Origin of the sequence: Pseudomonas sp. JL2, assembly GCF_031570495.1 — a bacterium.
Classification (GTDB): domain Bacteria; phylum Pseudomonadota; class Gammaproteobacteria; order Pseudomonadales; family Pseudomonadaceae; genus Aquipseudomonas; species Aquipseudomonas rhizophila.
Window position 1 is genome coordinate 120,142 of the sequence record NZ_JAKUDH010000001.1, and the last position, 19,241, is coordinate 139,382.

Here is a 19,241-nt window from a genome sequence, read left to right on the forward strand (position 1 = left end):
AAATCCTCAGGGCCGGTACCGCACCACCACCGCCCGATACGTGCCATGCAGAGAGTAGCCGCCCACCAGGATCTTTCCGTCTGCCTGCAGCGCCAGGGATGTGGCGGTGTCGAGGCTGTAGCCCAGCCGAGTGCGGACCCAACCGCTGCCCTCACCGAAATCCGGGTCGAGGCTGGCGTCCGGCAAGTGCCGGGCCAGAACGAAGTCCGTTTCGATACCGCCGATGGTGGCCCCAGCGGTCACTAGCTTTGCGTCCGCTTGAAGCTGGGCCGCCGTCCACTGACTGGCGCTGTTGCCAAATGTCAGGAGCTGACACTGTCCTTGATTGCAACGAGGGTCCGGTTTGCCGTCGCTGCCCACTCTTAGCGACAGGCAATGCATCGGGTCACGGCTGCTGCCCAGTGCTTGCAGATCACCGTCTGGAAGTTGGACGATCTGGCTGACCATCACGCTGTGCTGCTGAGTCGTGATGGACAGGAAACCGTTCTCGCCAAAGCTGTCATCCAGTGTGCCGCTGGGATCATAGCGGGCCATCAAACCTTGTTGGGGCACGTCAATCACTCCGCCGACCACGATGCTGCCGTCGGCCTGAAGCGCCATACAACCCAGCCAAGTGTTTTTCAACAGATGCCGGACCATCACAAAGCCGCGGTTGTTGAACGAAGTGTCCAATGCGCCGTCCGGCAGGAGCCGGATCAGGATGCCGACATGGTCAGATAATTGGTAATGATGGTTGGCGAGGATGAGGATCCGGCCATCGGTCTGCACCCGCATGTCACAGGCTTCAAGACCCGGTACGCCGGGTGGGAGCCAGGTGTCGCGCAGACCTTGGGAGAGGTTGCCGCACAGCCGTATGACCTGCCGCCCGGCGCTGCCGAAGCTTTGAACGGCGCGGCCCTGCTGATCGAACAGCGCGATGGCGGGCAGGGTGCGGTCGCTGTTTTCGTAGTGCAGACCGGACAGCAGGATACGGCCGTCGGGTAATTCCATCACCTTGCCTGCCGTGGCTTCGAAGCCGCGCTCAAAAGAGCCGATCACATAGCCATGGTGTCCGAAGTTCGCGTCAGCCGAACCGTCGTGGTTGAGCCGTGCAAGCCCGAACCGGCTGCCTTCGGTCGTTTCGATCCGGGCTGCCACCAGGATCCTTCCGGCATGATCGACCGTCAGGCCCGTGGTCAGGCTCCCGAGGCTACCGGTGAAATGCAACCAGGCTTTACCGTTATCGGCAAAGCCTGGGTCGAGATGGCCGGCACAGGTCGCGGCCGTCGGCATTGCAAACGCGGATTGATCGAGCATGCATGCCTCTCCTTGCGTGTCGATAAGCCCGGAGGGGCGACGACTGCATGAGGGCAACATTCAATCCCTGAATGTGACAATGCACAACTATCAGACTCTGCAGAAACAGCAGCGAATCGTGCCAGAACACTGGCTTTTCGATCCAGTGCAAAGCCTGCAATCCATCATCAGGTTTACCGCTAAGGATTTACTCAGGCATGGACCAGGATTGCAGGGTGTAGCCTTCCTGGCTCAACTCGGCACGGGCCTGTTTCAAGCAGTCAGCCAGTTGGGCCGGGTCGGTGTAGGCACTGCTTGGAATCTGAGTGCGGCCAATATGAGTATTGGTGCGGTCAATGACGGTCAGGCTCAGTTCACCATTACCGTCTTGTGGAGCCCAGGCCACGCATTGAAAAGGACGAAAGGCGCGGTCGGCAATCAAAAGAGCTTCGTTGATACGGAGCGGGGCGTTCATGGCGTTATCTCTTAAGTATGCCCAATCAAATGATGTGCCGTCGGTTGGGCGTACCGGGCGGCTGGTTACTTGTACTGATGTCTTGTAAGGGGGGGCAGGTCACACATTCCTTAAATAAATTTCGATTTTCTTTCAGACCCGGCTTTTGGACTTTTGTTTGAAAGCTTGATGAAAGATTCCAGCGGGCGACAACTAACGAAACGCGCGCTTATAACCACTTTAAAGCGAACTCGATAATCAATTGATACAAGCAGGTGTCAACTTCTTGCTACTGTTACATGCAGGTTCGCCAAACGACTGTTTTTCCTCATATTCCTTATTTTGGCGCCAAGGATCAGTCATGATCGAAGCCAGTACGTCGCGTCGTCTGCTCGTGGTTGATCCCTGCGATGATTGCCATCGCCTGTTGCCCGGATTACGCACCATTGGCTGGGACGTGGAGAGTTGTTCCCTGGAACATGCGGGCGATCGAACGTGCGATGTGGGCCTGTTGCGACTTCAACCTTTTCATCTGGAACGGCCGGAGGCGGTCAAGGAGTTGATCAGTCGCAGCGGCACCGAGTGGATCGCCGTGCTGAATCAGGAAGTGTTGCGTCTGAAGAATGTGGGGGATTTTGTCTGCGAGTGGTTTTTTGATTTTCATACCTTGCCATTCGACGTGTCCCGGGTTCAGGTGACTCTGGGCCGCGCCTTTGGCATGGCGCGTTTGCGCGGACAGGGCTCGATTCACATCAATGAGCCCGAACATGAATTACTGGGCGACAGCAAACCCATTCGGGAGCTGCGCAAATTGTTGAGCAAGCTGGCACCTGCCGAATCGCCAGTGTTGATTCGCGGTGAAAGCGGCACCGGCAAGGAGTTGGTGGCGCGCACGCTGCATCGCCAATCCCATCGGCGCAACAAACCGTTCATTGCCATCAATTGTGGCGCGATACCGGAGCACTTGATCCAGTCGGAATTGTTCGGGCACGAGAAAGGCGCTTTCACGGGTGCCCATCAGCGCAAGATCGGGCGGATCGAAGCGGCTCACGGCGGCACCCTGTTTCTGGATGAAATTGGCGACCTGCCGTTGGAGCTACAGGCCAATCTGTTGCGTTTCCTGCAGGAGAAACACATCGAGCGGGTCGGAGGCAGCCAGCCGATCGCCGTCGATGTGCGGATTTTGGCCGCCACCCATGTGGATCTGGAGGCCGCCATCGAGCACAAGCTGTTTCGTGAAGACCTGTATTATCGCTTGAACGTGCTGCAGGTGCTGATGGCGCCGTTGCGTGAACGCCATGGCGATTTGTCGATGCTGGCCAGCCACTTCTCGCATTTCTACAGTCAGGAAACCGGTCGCCGGCCTCGCAGTTTCAGTGAAGACGCGTTGGTGGCCATGGGCACGCATGACTGGCCGGGCAATGTGCGTGAGCTGGCCAACCGGGTACGTCGCGGCCTGGTGTTGGCCGAGGGGCGGCAGATCGAAGCGATGGACCTTGGCCTGACAGGTCATCAAGGGCCGGTGGCGCCGATGGGCACCCTTGAAGACTACAAGACCCGTGCTGAGCGCCAGGCGCTGAGCGATGTGCTTAACCGGCACAGTGACAACCTGAGTGTTGCTGCCCGCGTGCTGGGCATATCGCGGCCGACGTTCTACCGGCTTCTGCACAAGCATCAAATCCGCTGAATCAACCCTTGCACTACTCGATGTGAGAGCGAGCCTGCTCGCGGTAGCGGTGTGTCAGTCACCAACAGGTCACTGATCTACCACTACCGCGAGCAGGCTCGCTCCCACAGGGCACTGCGTTAGAAGTAATACGGGAATTTCAGGCTAAAGGTGAAGTCCGGTGCATCGTCGGTCAGACCGATGGACAGGTTGGGGACGATGGTCAGGTTGTCGCTGGCGGCTACGGTCATGCCGATGTTGAAGTAGCCGGCATTGGCGTCGCTGGAAACCACCGATTCCCAATCCCCGCCGTCCTGTTTGAGCTTGCTTTTCTTTTGTATGAGGTCGGAAACCGAGAACGACATACTCATCTTCTCGTTCAGCGCGAAGGCAATGCCCGCGCCGATCTGGAAGCTGTCGCCGATCCGCACCTTGCCCGGTATCCTCTGGTTGACGGTGGAGCTTATGTCGTCGAAGGACTCTTCGAAGTTATGGGTGTAGGAAAGGCTGCCGAACAGCACTGCCGGATCGAAGGTCTTGACCAGCGAGATCCCGGGTGTGATCGACCATACGCCGTTGCCGGTGGGCAGGTCTTCAGGCACGAACAGGTTGGTGTTGGCCTGGGACTGGCGCAGCTTGATGCCGAACGGCTCCTCGCCGGTTGGTGCCTTGACGCGCAGAGTGAGCACCGCGTCCGGGCTGTTGATCGATTCGTCCATGAACTTGTAGGCGATGCCGAAGTTGACGTCACCGATGGTGGGATCGCGGGTAACGGTTTCTTCGCTGGTCACCCCGGCTGCCCCTTGGTTGGCACCGCCGGACTGATAGGTGGATTCGCGGTAGACCACCGGTACGTTGAGGTCGAACTGCCAGCGATTGTCGAAGTTGTAACGGCCGGTGAGGTCCAAGGTCCAGGTGTCGGCCTTGATCCTGTCCAGGTTGATGTTGCCCAGGAAAATCGAGTCCAGGGCCAGGAAGCCGTTCAGAATCAATTGTCGTGTGTCGTAGCGCGAATAGGTCACGCCGGTTTCGAAGCTGAACTTGCCACCGCCAAAAAAGCCGCTGGCCTCGTCATAGAGGTTGGAGACACTCTGGGCGGGCTGCGAATCATCGGCCAGAGACTGCCCGTAACCGCTGCCACCGGCCGCTGCGCCGCCAGCCGCAGTCTGGTTGCCTTTCATGTCGGCTGGGGATTTGGCCAGGCGCTTGGGCGGGGGAGCAGCGGGTTGATCCTCGACCTGGCGGACTCGCTGTTCGAGTACCGCCAGGGCTCTTTGCTGGACCTCGTATCGTTGTCTGAGCTCGAGAAGCTCCTGCTTCAGTGCTTGAATGTCGGCGTCAGGTGCTGCTTGCAGCAGGGGCGCCGGTAAAAGAGTGCTTACGCACATCACAGCGCGCAACGATACGGATCGATACATGAAATATGCCGTCCCTATTTGCCCAGTGGTCGCAAGGCAGCGTAGTTCAATATCCGAGATTGCGCAGTCCGCGCAGCTGGGTCAGGTTGCAGTCCAAAGCCCCGGCGCTGAGGCCGTTGTTGTTCAACACCACGTTGAGTTGCGTCATGTTGTTGACCAGGTTGCTGTTACCCAGCAAGCGAGTGTTTTGCAGCAAGCCGCCCTGGGCGACTTGTTGCAGAGAACTACCCTGGTTGTGGTTGGCCTGGATCGCCATCTGCACGCCGCTGCCGGTGGCGGTAACCGCGACACTGCCGGCGGCGTTGCTGCCGCTGATGGTTTGGCCTTTGCTCAGCAGTTGGCCTTGAGCAGGCACCAATGCGGGTGCCTGGTTGCTTTCCCTGACGTTGATGCTGACGCTGTTGTAGGCGGAATTGCCATCGCCCGCGGCGCGCACGCTCTGGGTCACGCCCTGGCCACCGGCCAGGCCCGCGCCACCGACAATGTTGCCGCTGCCCTGTTGCGGGGCCTGGCCATTGCCGGTCTGCTTGATCGTTGAGACATAGAACTGGGGTTTGACGGTGGCCGCCTGGATTTGCATGGAACTGCTCGCACCAATCAGGTCGCCACTGGCGTTGCGCCAGGTGCTGCTCATGACGATGCCGAAGCTGATGACCCGTCCGGGCATGACATAGCGTCCACGCAGTTCGGCAAGCTCCTGATCCTTGACTTCGATGGGTTTGAATCCGGCGTGGGCATGGCCCGACACAGCCGCGGCAAGGCTGGCAAACACCAGCCAGCGTGAAGTTTTCATGTGCTGCTCCCGGAGCTTCCTGCTCCTTTTGTACTTATGGTTGGCGATTGGTCGGCGATTAGAAAAAGTCGCTCTGTATGAAACCAAAATCCATCAGCTCTGCATCTTTGACCGGATTGAACCCGTCCAGTTTGTTACGCGCCGTCAGCGGTTGCGGAGGGGTACGCAGTGCGTTGGTCTTGTCGTAACCCGGGCCGACGATGGCAAACACGATACCGTTCCAGCCTTTGACGAAATCATCATGGGCGTAGCGCTTGTGCCCCAGTACGGGGTCGGCGATATAGACCCATTGCCGGTCGGCTCGCTGCAATACCACGAAGTGCTTGTAGCCACGGATGTCCATCAGGACCACCACCGGAATTGTCACTGCCTCGAGCTTTTCTGGCGGTATCCGGTAGCCCCGGGCGCGCATGCCGATGCTTTCCACGTAGCGCTTCATATCGAGCATGGAAAATCCCTGGGTGCGGACCAGGTCATGGTCGGCTTTGACCAGCATGCCCTTGATGACGTGCTCTTCATCCACGTCAAGCCAATAGGCCTGGCGCAGTACCGTGGCCAGCGCGGCGGCGCCGCAACTGAAATCGGTTTTCTGTTCGACGATGTCACTGAACTTGCGCTCGCGCACACTCTGTACTGGCTTGTAGACCAACATGCCGCCGGGTAGGGCAGCGACCGGCATTTGCGCAGCTTCAGCCACGCCGGCCAGACAAAGGAGCAGAGAAAGGGCTGCCGCTCGCATGATCGATACGCCTTATGCACACCTGGGAAAGAAGCCCCGTTTCCGGGGCTTCGTTTCGATCGCGCTTACATGCAAGCCCTGCAACCGGCCGAAATGGACAGCGAGTTGCTTTGCTGGTTGCCCACGCCCGCCGACACGTTGGCGCCGCCGTTACCGGAGAAGCCGTTCATGGAGTTGGTCATGGTCGCGTTGTTGATGACAGGGTTTTTCCAGCCATCGCGGGTCAGCACTTGTTGAGTGTTGCTGCCGGCCAGTTCGAAAGTGCCCACGGCGGAGAACTTGAACTTGTCGTCATCGTGACCGCCGCCGTATCCGCCTCTGTTGCCCCAGCCACCATGGTCGTCGTCTTCGACGGTGCCGGTGCCTTTGGCCTTGAAGGTGCCGGAAGCGGCATAGGTGCTGGTGAGGGTGTCGGTCTTGTAGGTCCGTACGCCCTTGTTGTCGACCACAAGGCCGGTGGAAGACTGATCAGCCGAGGCTGCGGCCTCTGCGACACGTCCGCCCGATACAGCGATGGCCAGGTTGTTTTTCTGTTGGTTGAAGTTGCCGGCCGTCACGTTGATGCCGATGTTGCCGGAGCCATTGTTGCCCGCATTGGTGAGCGAGGCGTTGTTTCGGGTCGAGTTGTTTTTGACGTAGTTATTGTTATTGACCTGCATGGCGCTGGAGGTCGCGACCGCCGAGCCGAAGATGAATGCTTCGTCAGCGGTGGCAATGGCGGCGGCGTTGTCCTGCTGGTTGCCATCGCCGGCGGCGATGTTGGCGCCCATATTGCCGTTGCTGCCATTGAGCGAGTCAGCGGCTTCAGCCGTGTTGCGGGTGGCCTGGTTGGTCACCACGTTGCCGTCGCTGTTCTGCTCATCCATCACGGTCGCGCTAGCCCCGGCGGTGATCGAAAGCAGTTGTTCAAACGACGGACCTTGCGGACCGTGATTGCCATGCCCGTTGCCACGTCCGTTTCCATCAGCCTGTGCAGCCATTGCCATGACAGCGGCGAGAGCGAAAACCAATGGTTTAAGTGCCATTGTTGGTTTCATGGTGTTTCTCCTTGCGTGTCGTTGGTTAAGTGTCAGTACTTTCTTATGCCCACGGTTTTCGGGTCAGTCAGCGACCCGGATGCTCAGGGTGTTAGCCATGCGGTTCCCCACCCCGGCACTCTGGTTCACCTGGATAACCCCTCGGCTGCCGGTGAAGGCCTGGTCGCTGGTGACGACCTGGCGACTGCCGGTTGGGGTGCCAGTTGCTCCTGAGTTTGGTAACAACGCCACGTTCTGTTGAGAAAGGGCGCTATCGTCGATGCTCTGCGGCCGGGCACTGATGCCCACCCGCATGACATTGGCCATCTGGTTGTTGGCCCCGGCGGACTGGTTCACGCCCAGTACTCCGTTGCCGTTGCTAAATGAGCTGCCGCCGATGCGGGCCGTTGCGTTCATCGACGGGTCGGCCGCGGTGTCCAGTCGTTGACGCACGACAGTGGTGGCCTGGGCGTGAGTGCCGATGGCGATCGCCCGGGTGTTGGTCTGCTGGGTCTGATCGCCAGCGGCCTGGTTGACGTTGAAGTTGCCGGTATAGCGGCTGCCGGAATCCTGCAGATTGGCATTGCTGATCACCGCCGCGCCCGGATCGGCGAACGCGGTGGACGAGCCGAGCAGGGCAAGCAGAAACAGGGTTGGCTTCATGTCACTGACCTCCGGCCAGCCGGCCCAGCGGGGCCAGCCCTGAACTCAGCGAGCGGTTGATCGTGCCGGAGATGGCACCACCGTTGCCGCCACCGTGACCGGCGCGCATGCCCGGCAAGCCGTTGGGGTTGGTCACGATGTTCAGACCTTGTACGCCGGTGTTGTTCGGGTTCACGGCGTTGCGGATCGACGAGCCGCTGGCGACGCTGGCGAATTCGCCGTCGCTCAGCTCAATGCTGGCGGTCGCTTGATTGACTCGATCAGATGGGTTGGCGTTGACGGTGCTCGGGTAGGGGTCTTTGCCACCGTTGCGACCGATATGAACGGGCTGTACGTCACGGGTGAGCACAATGACGCCGTTGCCCTCGGCCTGCACGGGGAGGCTGAACGTCGCGCCAGCGGCGCAGCCGATCAACAGCATGCAGGTCAAGCTTCTATTGAAAGTCCCCACGGCATCGATTCCTTCTTCGGTGGGCTGGCCTTGGTCCAGCGTTGCGAAGGAGGAAGAGCAGGTGTTGTGCCGGTTATAAAAAATCTATCAAATTCAATGGGTTGGTATATTTCAGAGGAATTTCGCCCAGCACCTGTTTCATCCGTGAGACAGGCCGATAGAAGGCTAATGGCCGGGCGCTATCGCTTGGCTCTGGTTCAAGGCTTCGCAGCAGGTGTTTCAAGAACCTGACAAAGGCACTGGAAAAACCATCGAAGTGCTCTGGAGCCGGGTTTGCCAAGACTGGGGTGTTTCAAGAGTGGTACAAACAGAGGGGTAAATCAGGCTTGGAGCAGTCGAGTCACGGTTGCAAACACCCGTTCCCGACGTTGCGCCCAATCGCCTTCAATAACCTGGAAGGGTTGCTGATGCCGAACCAGCCATTGCTCGATAGCCTCGAAAAACCTCATTCGGTCTTCCAGTTCGGGTTGGCAGCGCAGGCCGTCGCCCGTCCATTCGACCTGTTGCGGGCTCAGCAGCAGGTGCAAGTCGTAATGGCGGGCCAGCAAGGCCGGCTCCAGCCAGCTTGGGCAGTCACCGAACAGGGTTTGGCTCCAGAGGATGTTGCTCAACAGGTGGGTGTCGAGGATCAACAACGGTGGTTTACCGGCGCGGGCTGCGTCTTCCCAGGCCAACTGTCCTGCGGCGATATCGGTGATGTCTGACAGGCGGGTCTCACGCGGATTCTGCTCCATGAAGTGGCGAACGTATTCGTCCACCCGCAAGCCGCCGAAGTGCTCCTGCAACTGCGCCGCCAGCCAGCTCTTGCCGCTGGACTCCGGGCCGGTGAGCACCATCACCTTCATGTGCGCAGGACCGGGTCGGCGCGCCATTCGCGCCAGCCTTGTACGGCCAACAGGGTGAACAAAGCGTAGAGCGCGGCGGTCAGGTACAGGTCCTTGTAGATGAACAAGCCCACGAAGATGATGTCCAGGGCGATCCACAACGGCCAGCATTGCACGCGTTTTTGCGCCATCCACCACTGCGCCACGAGACTGAAACCGGTGAGTGCAGCGTCGAGCCAGGGCTGGGCGGCGTCGGTCCAGTGCGCCATGGCAGCACCCAGCATCAGGCTGCCTGCCGCGCCGACCGCCAGGCCACGCAATACTGAAGGCGCGCCCAGACGGGTGATTTGTCGCCCCTCATGATGCTGCCCCGCACGAGTCCATTGGTACCAGCCATAGAGTTGCAGTACGGCGTAGACACACTGCAGCAACATGTCCGAGTACAGCTTCACTTCGAAGAAGATCCAGCTATAGAGCAGCACCATGACCAGGCCGATCGGCCAGCACCAGGGGTTCTGCTTGACGGTCAACCAGACAGCAATCACGCCGAGGGCTGCGGCAAACAGTTCAAGCCCGGACATGGCGATTCCTTGGGTAGTAGAAGAAGGCGGCGATTGTAAACGCTGGCGCCCGTTTTTCTATGCCTGGTAAACCTTCTTGAGCAGGCGCAGCAATTCTTCGCGCTCGGCACCGTCAAGCGTTGAGGTGGAGTCCAGGTCGCTCTGTGCGGCGATTTGCTTGAGTTCCTTGAGCAGGGTTTCGCCGGTTTTGCTCAGGAATATCCCGTAGGAGCGTTTGTCGGGCTTGCACCGCACCCGCACGGCCAGTGCCCGGCTTTCCAGCTTGTTCAACAGGGGCACGACTTGCGGCGGTTCGATCGACAGGGCCTTGGCCAGATCGGTCTGCATCAGGCCGGGGTTCTGGTCGATGATCGCCAGGGCCGAAAATTGGGCGGGCCGCAGATCGTGGATGGCGAGTCGACCGATCAGGTTCTGGAACAGTTTCAACTGGGCGCGACGCAGGGCGTAACCGATCAGATCATCCAGCGCGGAGTCCAGCGGGGCCTGTGCGTCGGTACCGCTGGCCTGGGGCTCGGCGGGTTCGGCAAGCTTGGAAGACTTGGCCATCGGAGGGAGCATCCTCAAGGTGAGTGATTAACAAGGCTATCCATTTTGCCGAGGTTGAAGCGCGATGGCTATGGTGGATATCGAAATCGTGATTTGTCGCTTTGTCCTGTCCGTTGGGAAAAATACAGATAAATGGATTAATAGTTAATTGACATAACTAGTTTTCGAGTTTAATTTTTGCTCATCTTCAGCCAAGAACAAGAGAGCACGCCCGCCATGAGCAATTACGAAGGTCGCTGGAAAACGGTCAAGGTCGATATCGAGGAAGGCATTGCCTGGGTCACCCTCAATCGTCCGGAAAAACGCAACGCCATGAGTCCGACGCTCAATCGCGAGATGATCGACGTGCTGGAAACCCTGGAGCAGGACCCGGCCGCCGGTGTACTGGTGCTGACCGGGGCCGGTGATGCCTGGACGGCCGGCATGGACCTCAAGGAGTATTTCCGCGAAGTGGATGCCGGGCCTGAAATCCTGCAAGAAAAAATCCGTCGCGAAGCCTCCCAGTGGCAATGGAAACTGCTGCGCATGTACGCCAAGCCGACCATTGCCATGGTCAATGGCTGGTGCTTCGGTGGCGGCTTCAGCCCGCTGGTGGCGTGTGACCTGGCGATCTGCGCTGACGAGGCGACCTTCGGCCTTTCGGAAATCAACTGGGGCATCCCGCCCGGTAATCTGGTCAGCAAGGCCATGGCTGATACCGTGGGCCATCGCCAGTCGCTGTACTACATCATGACCGGCAAGACCTTTGGCGGGCAGAAAGCCGCCGAGATGGGACTGGTCAACGAAAGCGTGCCCCTGGCGCAACTGCGCGAAGTCACCGTTGAGCTGGCGCGTAACCTGCTGGAGAAAAACCCGGTGGTGTTGCGAGCAGCCAAGCACGGGTTCAAACGCTGCCGCGAACTGACCTGGGAGCAGAATGAGGATTACCTGTACGCCAAGCTCGATCAATCGCGCCTGCTCGACACCGAGGGTGGTCGCGAGCAGGGGATGAAGCAGTTCCTCGACGACAAGAGCATCAAGCCGGGGTTGCAGACCTACAAGCGCTGAGACGACGGTGCGGCGGGTGCCTATCCTGCGCCCGCAGGCTGTTGTTCAAAAGCCCTTGGCGCTACTGTGAATGTGTTCCCTATAAAGACAATAAAGAGGAATCACCATGCTGGACGTGCCCCTGTTGATCGGCGGCCAGTCGTGCCCCGCCCGTGACGGTCGGACTTTCGAGCGTTGCAATCCGGTAACCGGTGAAGTGGTCTCCCGTGTGGCGGCTGCCACGCTGGAGGATGCCGACGCCGCCGTGGCCGCCGCGCAAGCTGCGTTTCCCGCCTGGGCAGCGCTGGCGCCCAATGAGCGACGCACGCGTCTGCTGCGTGCCGCCGAGCAATTGCAGGCGCGCACTGGCGAGTTCATCGCCGCCGCCGGCGAGACGGGCGCCATGGCCAACTGGTACGGTTTCAACGTGCATCTGGCGGCGAATATGCTGCGCGAAGCCGCGTCCATGACCACCCAGATCAACGGCGAAATCATTCCTTCGGATGTGCCTGGTAGTTTCGCCATGGCCCTGCGTCAGCCGTGTGGTGTGGTGCTGGGTATCGCGCCGTGGAATGCCCCGGTGATTCTCGCCACCCGCGCCATCGCCATGCCGCTGGCCTGCGGCAACACCGTGGTGCTCAAGGCTTCTGAAATCAGCCCGGCGGTGCACCGCTTGATTGGCCAGGTATTGCAGGACGCCGGACTGGGCGATGGCGTGGTCAATGTCATCTGCAATGCCCCGGCAGATGCGCCGGCCATTGTCGCGCGGCTGATCGCCAACCCGGCGGTACGCCGTGTCAATTTCACCGGCTCGACCCATGTCGGGCGCATCGTTGGCGAACTATCGGCGCGCCACCTCAAGCCGGCATTACTGGAACTGGGCGGCAAGGCGCCGTTGCTGGTGCTGGATGACGCTGACTTGGATGCAGCGGTAGAAGCCGCCGCCTTCGGGGCGTACTTCAATCAGGGGCAGATTTGCATGTCCACCGAGCGGCTGATCGTCGATGCCAGCGTGGCCGATGCCTTTGTTTCCCGGCTGAGCGCCAAGATCGCCACCTTGCGTGCCGGTGATCCTGCGGCCGGTGATTCGGTATTGGGTTCGCTGGTAGACGTCAGTGCCGGCCAGCGTATCAAGGGGTTGATCGACGATGCCTTGGCTAAAGGCGCGACGCTGGTGGCGGGAGGGCAACTGGACGGCAGCATTCTGCAGCCGACCTTGCTCGACGGCGTCACTCCAGACATGCGCCTGTACCGCGAAGAATCTTTCGGTCCGGTGGCCGTGTTGCTGCGTGGTGAAGGCGACGAAGCCTTGTTGCGTCTGGCCAACGACTCCGAGTTCGGCCTTTCGGCAGCCATTTTCAGCCGCGATACCACTCGGGCGTTGGCTTTGGCCCAACGGGTCGAGTCGGGCATCTGCCACATCAATGGTCCGACCGTGCACGACGAGGCGCAGATGCCCTTCGGTGGAGTCAAGTCCAGCGGTTACGGCAGTTTTGGCGGCAAGGCGTCCATCGAGCATTTCACCCAGTTGCGCTGGGTGACGATGCAGAACGGCGCCCGGCATTACCCGATCTGATATCCGTCGCATGCGGGCGGCGGCGCGTGGACATCGCCGGCCCGATGCAGGCCAGACATAACAATAACAAGGCCGCAGCCAGATGCTGCCACGCTCCGCTCGCTTCGCGCGGGTTCGGCGTGCCTTGATGGAGGAAATGTACGTGAGTGTTGAGTTCAGATCGTCCTCCCGAGCCGGCCCCGGGCGCTATCGCCAGGTGTCGATTGGTCATCCAGCCGTTGAAGTCAGAGAAGAGCAGGGCATCCTGCACATGCGCTCCCTGGAGCCGTTGGCTGCGTTGCCGACGCGCTTGCTTGATCGCCTGGTGCATTGGGCCGAGGTGCGCCCGCAACAGACCTTTATTGCAGCCCGCCAGGCGGGCGGGGACTGGCGTCGAGTCAGCTATGCTCAGATGCTCGACAGCGTGCGGGCCATCGCTCAAGGTTTGTTGAGCTATGGCCTGTCAGCCGAAAAGCCCCTGGCGCTGCTATCGGGTAATGACATCGAGCACCTGCAAATGGCCCTTGGCGCGATGTACGCCGGGATCCCTTATTGCCCGGTGTCGCCGGCCTATTCGTTGCTGTCCCAGGATTTCGCCAAGCTGCGGCACGTTTGCGATTTGTTGCAGCCGGGGCTGGTGTTTGTCAGCGAGGCCGCGCCGTTTGAGCGGGCGATCAATGCGGTGCTGCCGGCGGACATCCCCTTGATCACAGTGCGCGGGGAAATGGCCGCAAGGTCCAGGGCAAGCTTTGCCAGCCTGCTGGCGCAACCCGGTGGTATTGAGGCCGAGCGCGCCTTTGCCGCCACCGGACCGGACAGCATTGCCAAGTTTCTCTTCACCTCGGGCTCCACCAAGCTGCCCAAGGCTGTGATCACGACCCAACGCATGCTCTGCGCCAATCAGCAAATGCTGTTGCAGACCTTTCCGGTGTTCGGTGAAGCGCCGCCGGTATTGGTGGATTGGTTGCCGTGGAACCACACATTCGGTGGCAGTCACAACGTCGGCATCGTGTTGTACAACGGCGGCACGTTTTACCTGGACGACGGCAAGCCCACCGCCCAGGGCTTCGCCGAAACCTTGCGCAACCTCAAGGAGATTTCTCCCACTGCGTACCTGACCGTGCCCAAAGGTTGGGAAGAGTTGGTCAGTGCCCTGGAGCAGGACGGCGAGTTGCGCGAGCGGTTCTTCGAGCGCATCAGTCTGTTCTTTTTTGCCGCAGCGGGTCTGTCCCAAAGTACTTGGGACCGGCTCGACAAGGTCGCCGAACAGCATTGCGGCGAACGCATTCGCATGATGGCCGGGCTGGGCATGACGGAGGCGTCGCCGTCCTGCACTTTTACCACCGGGCCGTTGTCCATGGCCGGTTACATCGGCTTGCCGGCACCCGGCTGCGAGGTGCGGCTGGTGCCGGTGGACGGCAAGTTCGAAGGGCGCTTCCGCGGACCGCACATCATGCCCGGCTACTGGCGCTCGCCGCAGCAGACCGCTGAGGTGTTCGACGAAGACGGTTTTTACTGTTCGGGCGATGCGATCAAGTTGGCCGATCCCCATGACCCGCAATTGGGCCTGATGTTTGACGGACGGATAGCCGAGGACTTCAAGCTGTCCTCTGGGGTGTTTGTCAGTGTCGGGCCGCTACGCAACCGAGCGGTGCTGGAGGGGACCCCGTATGTCCAGGACCTGGTGGTGACCGCGCCGGATCGCGAGTGCCTGGGCGCGCTGGTGTTCCCACGGCTGGCTGAATGCCGGCGTCTGTCAGGCCTGTCCCCGAGCGCCAGCGATGCCGAGGTCTTGGCCAGCCCACCGGTACGCCAGTGGTTTGCCGATTGGCTGCAACGTCTTAACCGCGAGGCGAGCGGCAACGCCAGCCGCGTAGAGTGGATTGCCTTGCTCGATGAGCCGCCCTCCATCGATCGTGGTGAAATCACCGACAAGGGCTCGATCAACCAACGGGCGGTGTTGCAATGGCGCGCGGCGAAAGTCGAGGCGCTGTATTGCGGCGAAGATCTGTCGATCCTGCGGGCGAACTAGTCGGTCCAGACCCAAAATCCGTGACAGCAAGGCTTGCCATCAATGTTGTCTGGTCTGCCGCCATCGCGAGCAGGCTCGCTCCGACAAGGATCTATGGCGGACCCATTGTGGGAGCGAGCCTGCTCGCGATGGCGGTCTGCCTGCCCCGCTGATTTTCCTGCGCTCGATTGCTCTTGCGTTCGCTCCATACCCCCGCCGTGACACACCGTCCCAAGCCTTCTACTATGGCGACTCTGTTTTCTCTGGAAGAACCTGGATGAGTAAGCCCGGCCAAACGGTGCTGGTCGCATTGCGCAGGATGATCGCCTCAGGCGAGCTGGCGGGCGGTGAGCGCTTGATGGAAATTCCCACGGCTGAGTTGTTCGGTGTTTCGCGAATGCCGGTGCGCATGGCGTTTCGTACCCTGGAGCAGGAAGGGCTGCTGGTGCGCTTCGGTGGTCGCGGATTCCAGGTGCGCTCGGTCAGTGCCGAGGAAATCGCCGGGGCCGTGGAAGTGCGTGGTGTGCTCGAAGGCCTGGCCGCGCGGCAAACGGCCGAGCGTGGCTTATCCGAAGAGGGGCGAGCGGCACTTGAACAATGCCTGGTGCAGGGCGACGAACTGTTTGCCAAGGGCTATGTGACCGAGGATGACCTTGAGGTCTATCACGACTTGAACATGCGCTTTCATCAGGTGATCGTCGAGGGCAGCCATAACCCGGCGATTGCCGATGCCCTGGCTCGCAACGATCACCTGCCATTTGCCTCAGTCACCGCCCTGGCGGTGGATCGTCAGAACATGGCCGGCGAATTTCGCCGCTTCAACTACGCCCACATGCAGCACCACTCGGTGTTCGATGCGCTGATCCATCGCCAGGGAGCCCGCGCCGAGGCAATCATGCGCGAACATGCCAATGCGACTTTGCGTTATGCCGAGGTGTTCGGCTCGACGTTGGCTGATGAGCGGATGAAGGTGATTGTTCGGTCGCAGTGAGCGCGCATACGGCTGGGGGAGCTAAGCTTGCTTGCGATAGCCGTCTGTCAGCCGATAGCAATGCTGACTGAGTCGCCGCCATCGCGAGCAAGCTTTGCTCCCACAAAGCTCTTCCCTCAGGGTATTGGGTCAGATATCCAACACCAAAAGTGGCGTCTTCGAGCGGGAGCAGCACGGCGTGAACTGGTCGTTGCAAGCCTGTTCAGCCTCGGTCAAAAACATATCCCGGTGCTCCGGCACACCTTCCAGCACACGCGTCAGGCAGGTGCCGCACACGCCCTGTTCGCAGGAGATCGGAATCTCGATGCCATGGCTTTCCAGCACCTGGACCACGCTTCGGTCGGCGGGTACTTCGAAGACCTGACCGCTGCTGGCGACTTTCACCGAGAAGCTGCCGTCCGCGCGGGTGTCGGTGGGCGCAGCGGCAAAGTACTCGCGGTGCACACAGCTTTCCCGCCAGCCCTGAACCTTGGCGGTGTCGAGGACATGCTGCATGAAGCCACCGGGACCGCACACATAGAGGTGCAGATCCTCACTGGGGGCGGCCAGGACCCTGGCAGCGTCCAGCATGGTTGCAGGCTCTTCATCGAAGTGCAGAAACACCCGGTCGGCATAAGGCGATTGGCGCAAGCGTTCGATAAAGGCTGCACGCTCCCTGGACCTGGCACAGTAATGCAGTTCGAACGCCGCACCGCTCTGGGCCAGGTGTTCGGCCATGCACAGGATCGGCGTAATACCGATACCGCCGGCAAACAGCAGGCTACGTCGAGCCTCGGGGGCAAGGGGGAACAGGTTGCGCGGTTCGCTGATCAGCAAGCGCGCGCCTGGCAGAATCTGTTCATGCAAACTGCGCGAACCGCCTCGGGACGCGGCATCCTTGAGCACCCCGATGAGGTAGCGATGCCGTTCCTCGGGATGATTGCACAGCGAATACTGACGAATCATGCCGTTGGGCAGGTGTACGTCGATATGGGCACCGGCGGTGAACGCCGGTAAAGGCTGGCCGTCGACACTCGTCAGCTCGTAGCTGCAAATGTCCTGGGCTTCGTTGTGTCGGGCCGTGACCTGGACTTCAATCATGCTCGCTGCTCTCCCTGATGGGTGCTGGCAATCAATCCCGCTTGTGGCTCGCGCTCACGGGCAATCCAACGATCCAGCACTCGACGCGACTGCACGCCGCCGGCATCGATATTGAGCTTGAGCAGGCTGCGTTGCGGGTGATCCAGCAGGTTGCGCTGCTGGCGTTCGAGCATCTCCAGGTCTTCGCTGAAAATCTTGCCCTGGCCTTCGCGAATGCTGGCGGTCAGTGCTTCGTCCTGGGGCTGGAAGTGCCGGGCCATGCCCCAGAAGTACCAGATGGATGTCTCGGTTTCCGGGGTGATGAAGTCCACCACGATGCTGGACGCCTTGCACTGCGGCGCGGCGTGATACCCGCCGTTGCCGGCATGGGCCACGCCGACTTCGATCAGGACGTGGCTGGGCGGGGTGAAACGGCAGATCTGCCAGCGGTCCACCGGCACGTCGTCGGCCAGGTTGTTGCCGCGCAAGGCCATGCGCCAGAAGGGCGGGGCCATGATGTTTTCCATGTGCCGGGCGGTGACCACTTCGTCACCTTCGACCGTGGTCACCGGCGGCGCCTCGTCGATTTCCTTCTGGCCGATGCTGGAGGCGTGCACGTAGGTTTCGTGGGTCAGGTCCATCAGGTTGTCGATCATCAGGCGGTAATCGCACTGGATATGGAACAGGCCGCCGCCGTAAGCCCACTCGTCACTTTCGGCCCATTCAAGATGATGGATCAGCGTCGGGTCAGCCAAGGCCTGGTCACCGGGCCAGACCCAGATAAACCCATGACGCTCCTGCACCGCAAACGTCTTGTTGCAAGGGAATCCCCGGACCCGTTGCCCGGGCATTTCGACGGTCTTGCCGTCGCACCCCATCACCAGCCCGTGATAGCCGCACACCAGGTTACCGTTTTCGACATAACCCAAAGAGAGCGGGGCGCCGCGATGAGGGCAGAAGTCCTCGACGGCCGCGACCTTGCCTTCATGCCCACGGTAGAAAACCATCTTCTCGCCGCAGATCTGGCGGCCCAGAGGTTTGTCAGCGATTTCATCGGGGGTGCAGGCAACGTACCAGGTGTTCTTGGGATACATGACGGATCTCCGGGCGGATGTTGTTGTGCTTATGGATCCATTAACTCTCTTAACTATTTCGGTTGTCAATATTTTTGGTGTCCTAGTAGACGGTTGGCAGTCTTTAATGGATCCATTTGCTTCGTTTTCGACGAAAACAAAACTGCACAAATCTTCCAGACACCCTCGCCGCCAGCGGTTAACCTGCTCGTGCTGATACACAAAACGAGACTGCCCATGACAACGCGCAACTGGATCGATCTCAAGCAGGACGCCACGTCCGGCATCGAGACCGTGCGCGCGCATTTCGAGGGGCATGCCTACGATCCCCATTGGCACGACGCCTATCTGGTGGGCGTGACCGAACAGGGCGTGCAGCAGTTCCATTGTCGCCGCCAGCAGCACAACAGCACGCCGGGCAAGGTGTTTCTGCTCGAGCCTGGCGAGTTGCATGACGGCAACGCGCCCCACGCCAGCGGTTTCACCTATCGCACGTTGTACCTCGAGCCACAGTGGCTGGAGCGGGAACTGCGGTCGTTGTTCGACGTGGCTCCGGATAATGCACAGCTGGGATTCGCCGCCACCCTGGCCGACGATGCGCGGCTGGCGAGCGCCACGGCCATGGCGTTCCAGAGTTTGCATCAGCAGGAGATGCGCATCGTGCGCCAGACGGCCCTCGACACCTTGCTGGCCAACCTGACCCAGCACCTGCACTGGCGTGCGCGGATCAATCCCGATCCGCGCCTGCCATTGGTGGCGCAGCAGGCCCGTGATTATCTGCACAGTCATCTGAGTGAAGACATCGGGCTGGATGACCTGGCACGGGTCACCGGGGTGGACCGTTTTCGCCTGACCCGGGCCTTCAAGGCCGCGTTCGGTCTCGCCCCCCATGCCTATCTGATCCAGTTACGCCTGGCCCGGGCCCGGCGCTTGTTGGCCCGTGGCGAAAGCGCGGTGGCGGTGGCGGCGATACTCGGTTTTGCCGACCAGAGTCATTTGGGTCGCTGGTTCCAGCGCGCCTATCGCCTGAGCCCGGCGGACTACCGCAAGCGTTGCTCAAACGTTCCAGACTGAGCGCGGTTGGGTGGGGATGATCAGGC

General features: G+C 60.6%; 19 protein-coding genes. 6 read left to right on the forward strand and 13 right to left on the reverse strand.

The window, feature by feature from the left end; genetic code table 11:
- Nucleotides 1-6: 6 nt before the first annotated feature.
- Nucleotides 7-1,296 (reverse strand): hypothetical protein, encoded by a 1,290-nt coding sequence (locus tag MKS85_RS00665; protein WP_310662545.1) that lies wholly within the window; start codon nt 1,294-1,296, stop codon nt 7-9.
- A 187-nt stretch (nt 1,297-1,483) separates the two neighbouring features.
- Nucleotides 1,484-1,750 carry a hypothetical protein gene (locus tag MKS85_RS00670; protein ID WP_047226544.1) on the reverse strand — a complete coding sequence of 89 codons (267 nt, stop codon included), beginning with the start codon at nt 1,748-1,750 and terminating at the stop codon, nt 1,484-1,486.
- A gap of 340 nt (nt 1,751-2,090) precedes the next feature.
- On the opposite strand from MKS85_RS00670, the gene MKS85_RS00675 reads away from it, so the two are divergent.
- A complete protein-coding gene (locus tag MKS85_RS00675) occupies nt 2,091-3,416 on the forward strand; it encodes a sigma-54 dependent transcriptional regulator (protein WP_310662546.1) in 1,326 nt (441 codons plus the stop codon).
- 119 nt (nt 3,417-3,535) lie between these two features.
- Here the strand turns inward: MKS85_RS00675 and MKS85_RS00680 are convergent, their stop codons facing one another.
- The 9 genes from MKS85_RS00680 to MKS85_RS00720 all read right to left on the reverse strand — a co-directional run bounded on the left by MKS85_RS00680 (nt 3,536) and on the right by MKS85_RS00720 (nt 10,426).
- Nucleotides 3,536-4,813 (reverse strand): transporter, encoded by a 1,278-nt coding sequence (locus MKS85_RS00680; RefSeq protein WP_139050355.1) that lies wholly within the window; start codon nt 4,811-4,813, stop codon nt 3,536-3,538.
- 46 nt (nt 4,814-4,859) lie between these two features.
- The gene (locus MKS85_RS00685) at nt 4,860-5,606 is read right to left on the reverse strand and encodes a hypothetical protein (RefSeq protein WP_139050354.1); all 747 of its coding nucleotides are present in this window, start codon (nt 5,604-5,606) and stop codon (nt 4,860-4,862) included.
- Between the two features lie 58 nt (nt 5,607-5,664).
- Complete coding sequence (locus tag MKS85_RS00690; protein WP_139050353.1) at nt 5,665-6,345, reverse strand: C39 family peptidase; 681 nt, start codon at nt 6,343-6,345, stop codon at nt 5,665-5,667.
- 65 nt (nt 6,346-6,410) lie between these two features.
- A complete protein-coding gene (locus MKS85_RS00695) occupies nt 6,411-7,382 on the reverse strand; it encodes a hypothetical protein (protein ID WP_047226539.1) in 972 nt (323 codons plus the stop codon).
- A gap of 63 nt (nt 7,383-7,445) precedes the next feature.
- A complete protein-coding gene (locus MKS85_RS00700; RefSeq protein ID WP_139050352.1) occupies nt 7,446-8,024 on the reverse strand; it encodes an adhesin in 579 nt (192 codons plus the stop codon).
- Between the two features lies 1 nt (nt 8,025).
- Nucleotides 8,026-8,475 (reverse strand): hypothetical protein, encoded by a 450-nt coding sequence (locus MKS85_RS00705; protein ID WP_047226537.1) that lies wholly within the window; start codon nt 8,473-8,475, stop codon nt 8,026-8,028.
- Between the two features lie 320 nt (nt 8,476-8,795).
- Complete coding sequence (locus MKS85_RS00710) at nt 8,796-9,320, reverse strand: AAA family ATPase (protein ID WP_047226536.1); 525 nt, start codon at nt 9,318-9,320, stop codon at nt 8,796-8,798.
- A complete protein-coding gene (gene pnuC, locus MKS85_RS00715; protein ID WP_047226535.1) occupies nt 9,317-9,880 on the reverse strand; it encodes a nicotinamide riboside transporter PnuC in 564 nt (187 codons plus the stop codon). The genes MKS85_RS00710 and pnuC overlap by 4 nt, the downstream gene beginning before the upstream one ends.
- A 57-nt stretch (nt 9,881-9,937) precedes the next feature.
- Entirely contained in the window at nt 9,938-10,426 is a 489-nt protein-coding gene (locus MKS85_RS00720; RefSeq protein WP_047226534.1) for a MarR family winged helix-turn-helix transcriptional regulator, read from the reverse strand.
- A gap of 216 nt (nt 10,427-10,642) precedes the next feature.
- Between MKS85_RS00720 and MKS85_RS00725 the strand changes: the two genes are divergently transcribed.
- The 4 genes from MKS85_RS00725 (at nt 10,643) to MKS85_RS00740 (ending at nt 16,009) form a co-directional block, all read left to right on the forward strand.
- Entirely contained in the window at nt 10,643-11,473 is an 831-nt protein-coding gene (locus MKS85_RS00725; protein WP_003202420.1) for a p-hydroxycinnamoyl CoA hydratase/lyase, read from the forward strand.
- A 106-nt stretch (nt 11,474-11,579) separates the two neighbouring features.
- Entirely contained in the window at nt 11,580-13,028 is a 1,449-nt protein-coding gene (locus MKS85_RS00730) for an aldehyde dehydrogenase (protein WP_076384959.1), read from the forward strand.
- 142 nt (nt 13,029-13,170) lie between these two features.
- The gene (locus tag MKS85_RS00735) at nt 13,171-15,039 is read left to right on the forward strand and encodes a feruloyl-CoA synthase (protein ID WP_047226637.1); all 1,869 of its coding nucleotides are present in this window, start codon (nt 13,171-13,173) and stop codon (nt 15,037-15,039) included.
- Between the two features lie 256 nt (nt 15,040-15,295).
- Nucleotides 15,296-16,009 carry a GntR family transcriptional regulator gene (locus MKS85_RS00740; protein ID WP_047226532.1) on the forward strand — a complete coding sequence of 238 codons (714 nt, stop codon included), beginning with the start codon at nt 15,296-15,298 and terminating at the stop codon, nt 16,007-16,009.
- Between the two features lie 129 nt (nt 16,010-16,138).
- Here the strand turns inward: MKS85_RS00740 and MKS85_RS00745 are convergent, their stop codons facing one another.
- Together MKS85_RS00745 and MKS85_RS00750 are read right to left on the reverse strand one after the other, a co-directional pair.
- Nucleotides 16,139-17,089, reverse strand: coding sequence for a PDR/VanB family oxidoreductase (locus tag MKS85_RS00745; RefSeq protein ID WP_310662547.1), 951 nt, complete (start codon nt 17,087-17,089; stop codon nt 16,139-16,141).
- On the reverse strand, nt 17,086-18,162 hold the full coding sequence (locus tag MKS85_RS00750; RefSeq protein ID WP_139050349.1) for an aromatic ring-hydroxylating dioxygenase subunit alpha: 1,077 nt from the start codon (nt 18,160-18,162) through the stop codon (nt 17,086-17,088). The genes MKS85_RS00745 and MKS85_RS00750 overlap by 4 nt, the downstream gene beginning before the upstream one ends.
- A 216-nt stretch (nt 18,163-18,378) precedes the next feature.
- On the opposite strand from MKS85_RS00750, the gene MKS85_RS00755 reads away from it, so the two are divergent.
- On the forward strand, nt 18,379-19,215 hold the full coding sequence (locus tag MKS85_RS00755) for an AraC family transcriptional regulator (RefSeq protein ID WP_047226529.1): 837 nt from the start codon (nt 18,379-18,381) through the stop codon (nt 19,213-19,215).
- Nucleotides 19,216-19,241 lie beyond the last annotated feature (26 nt).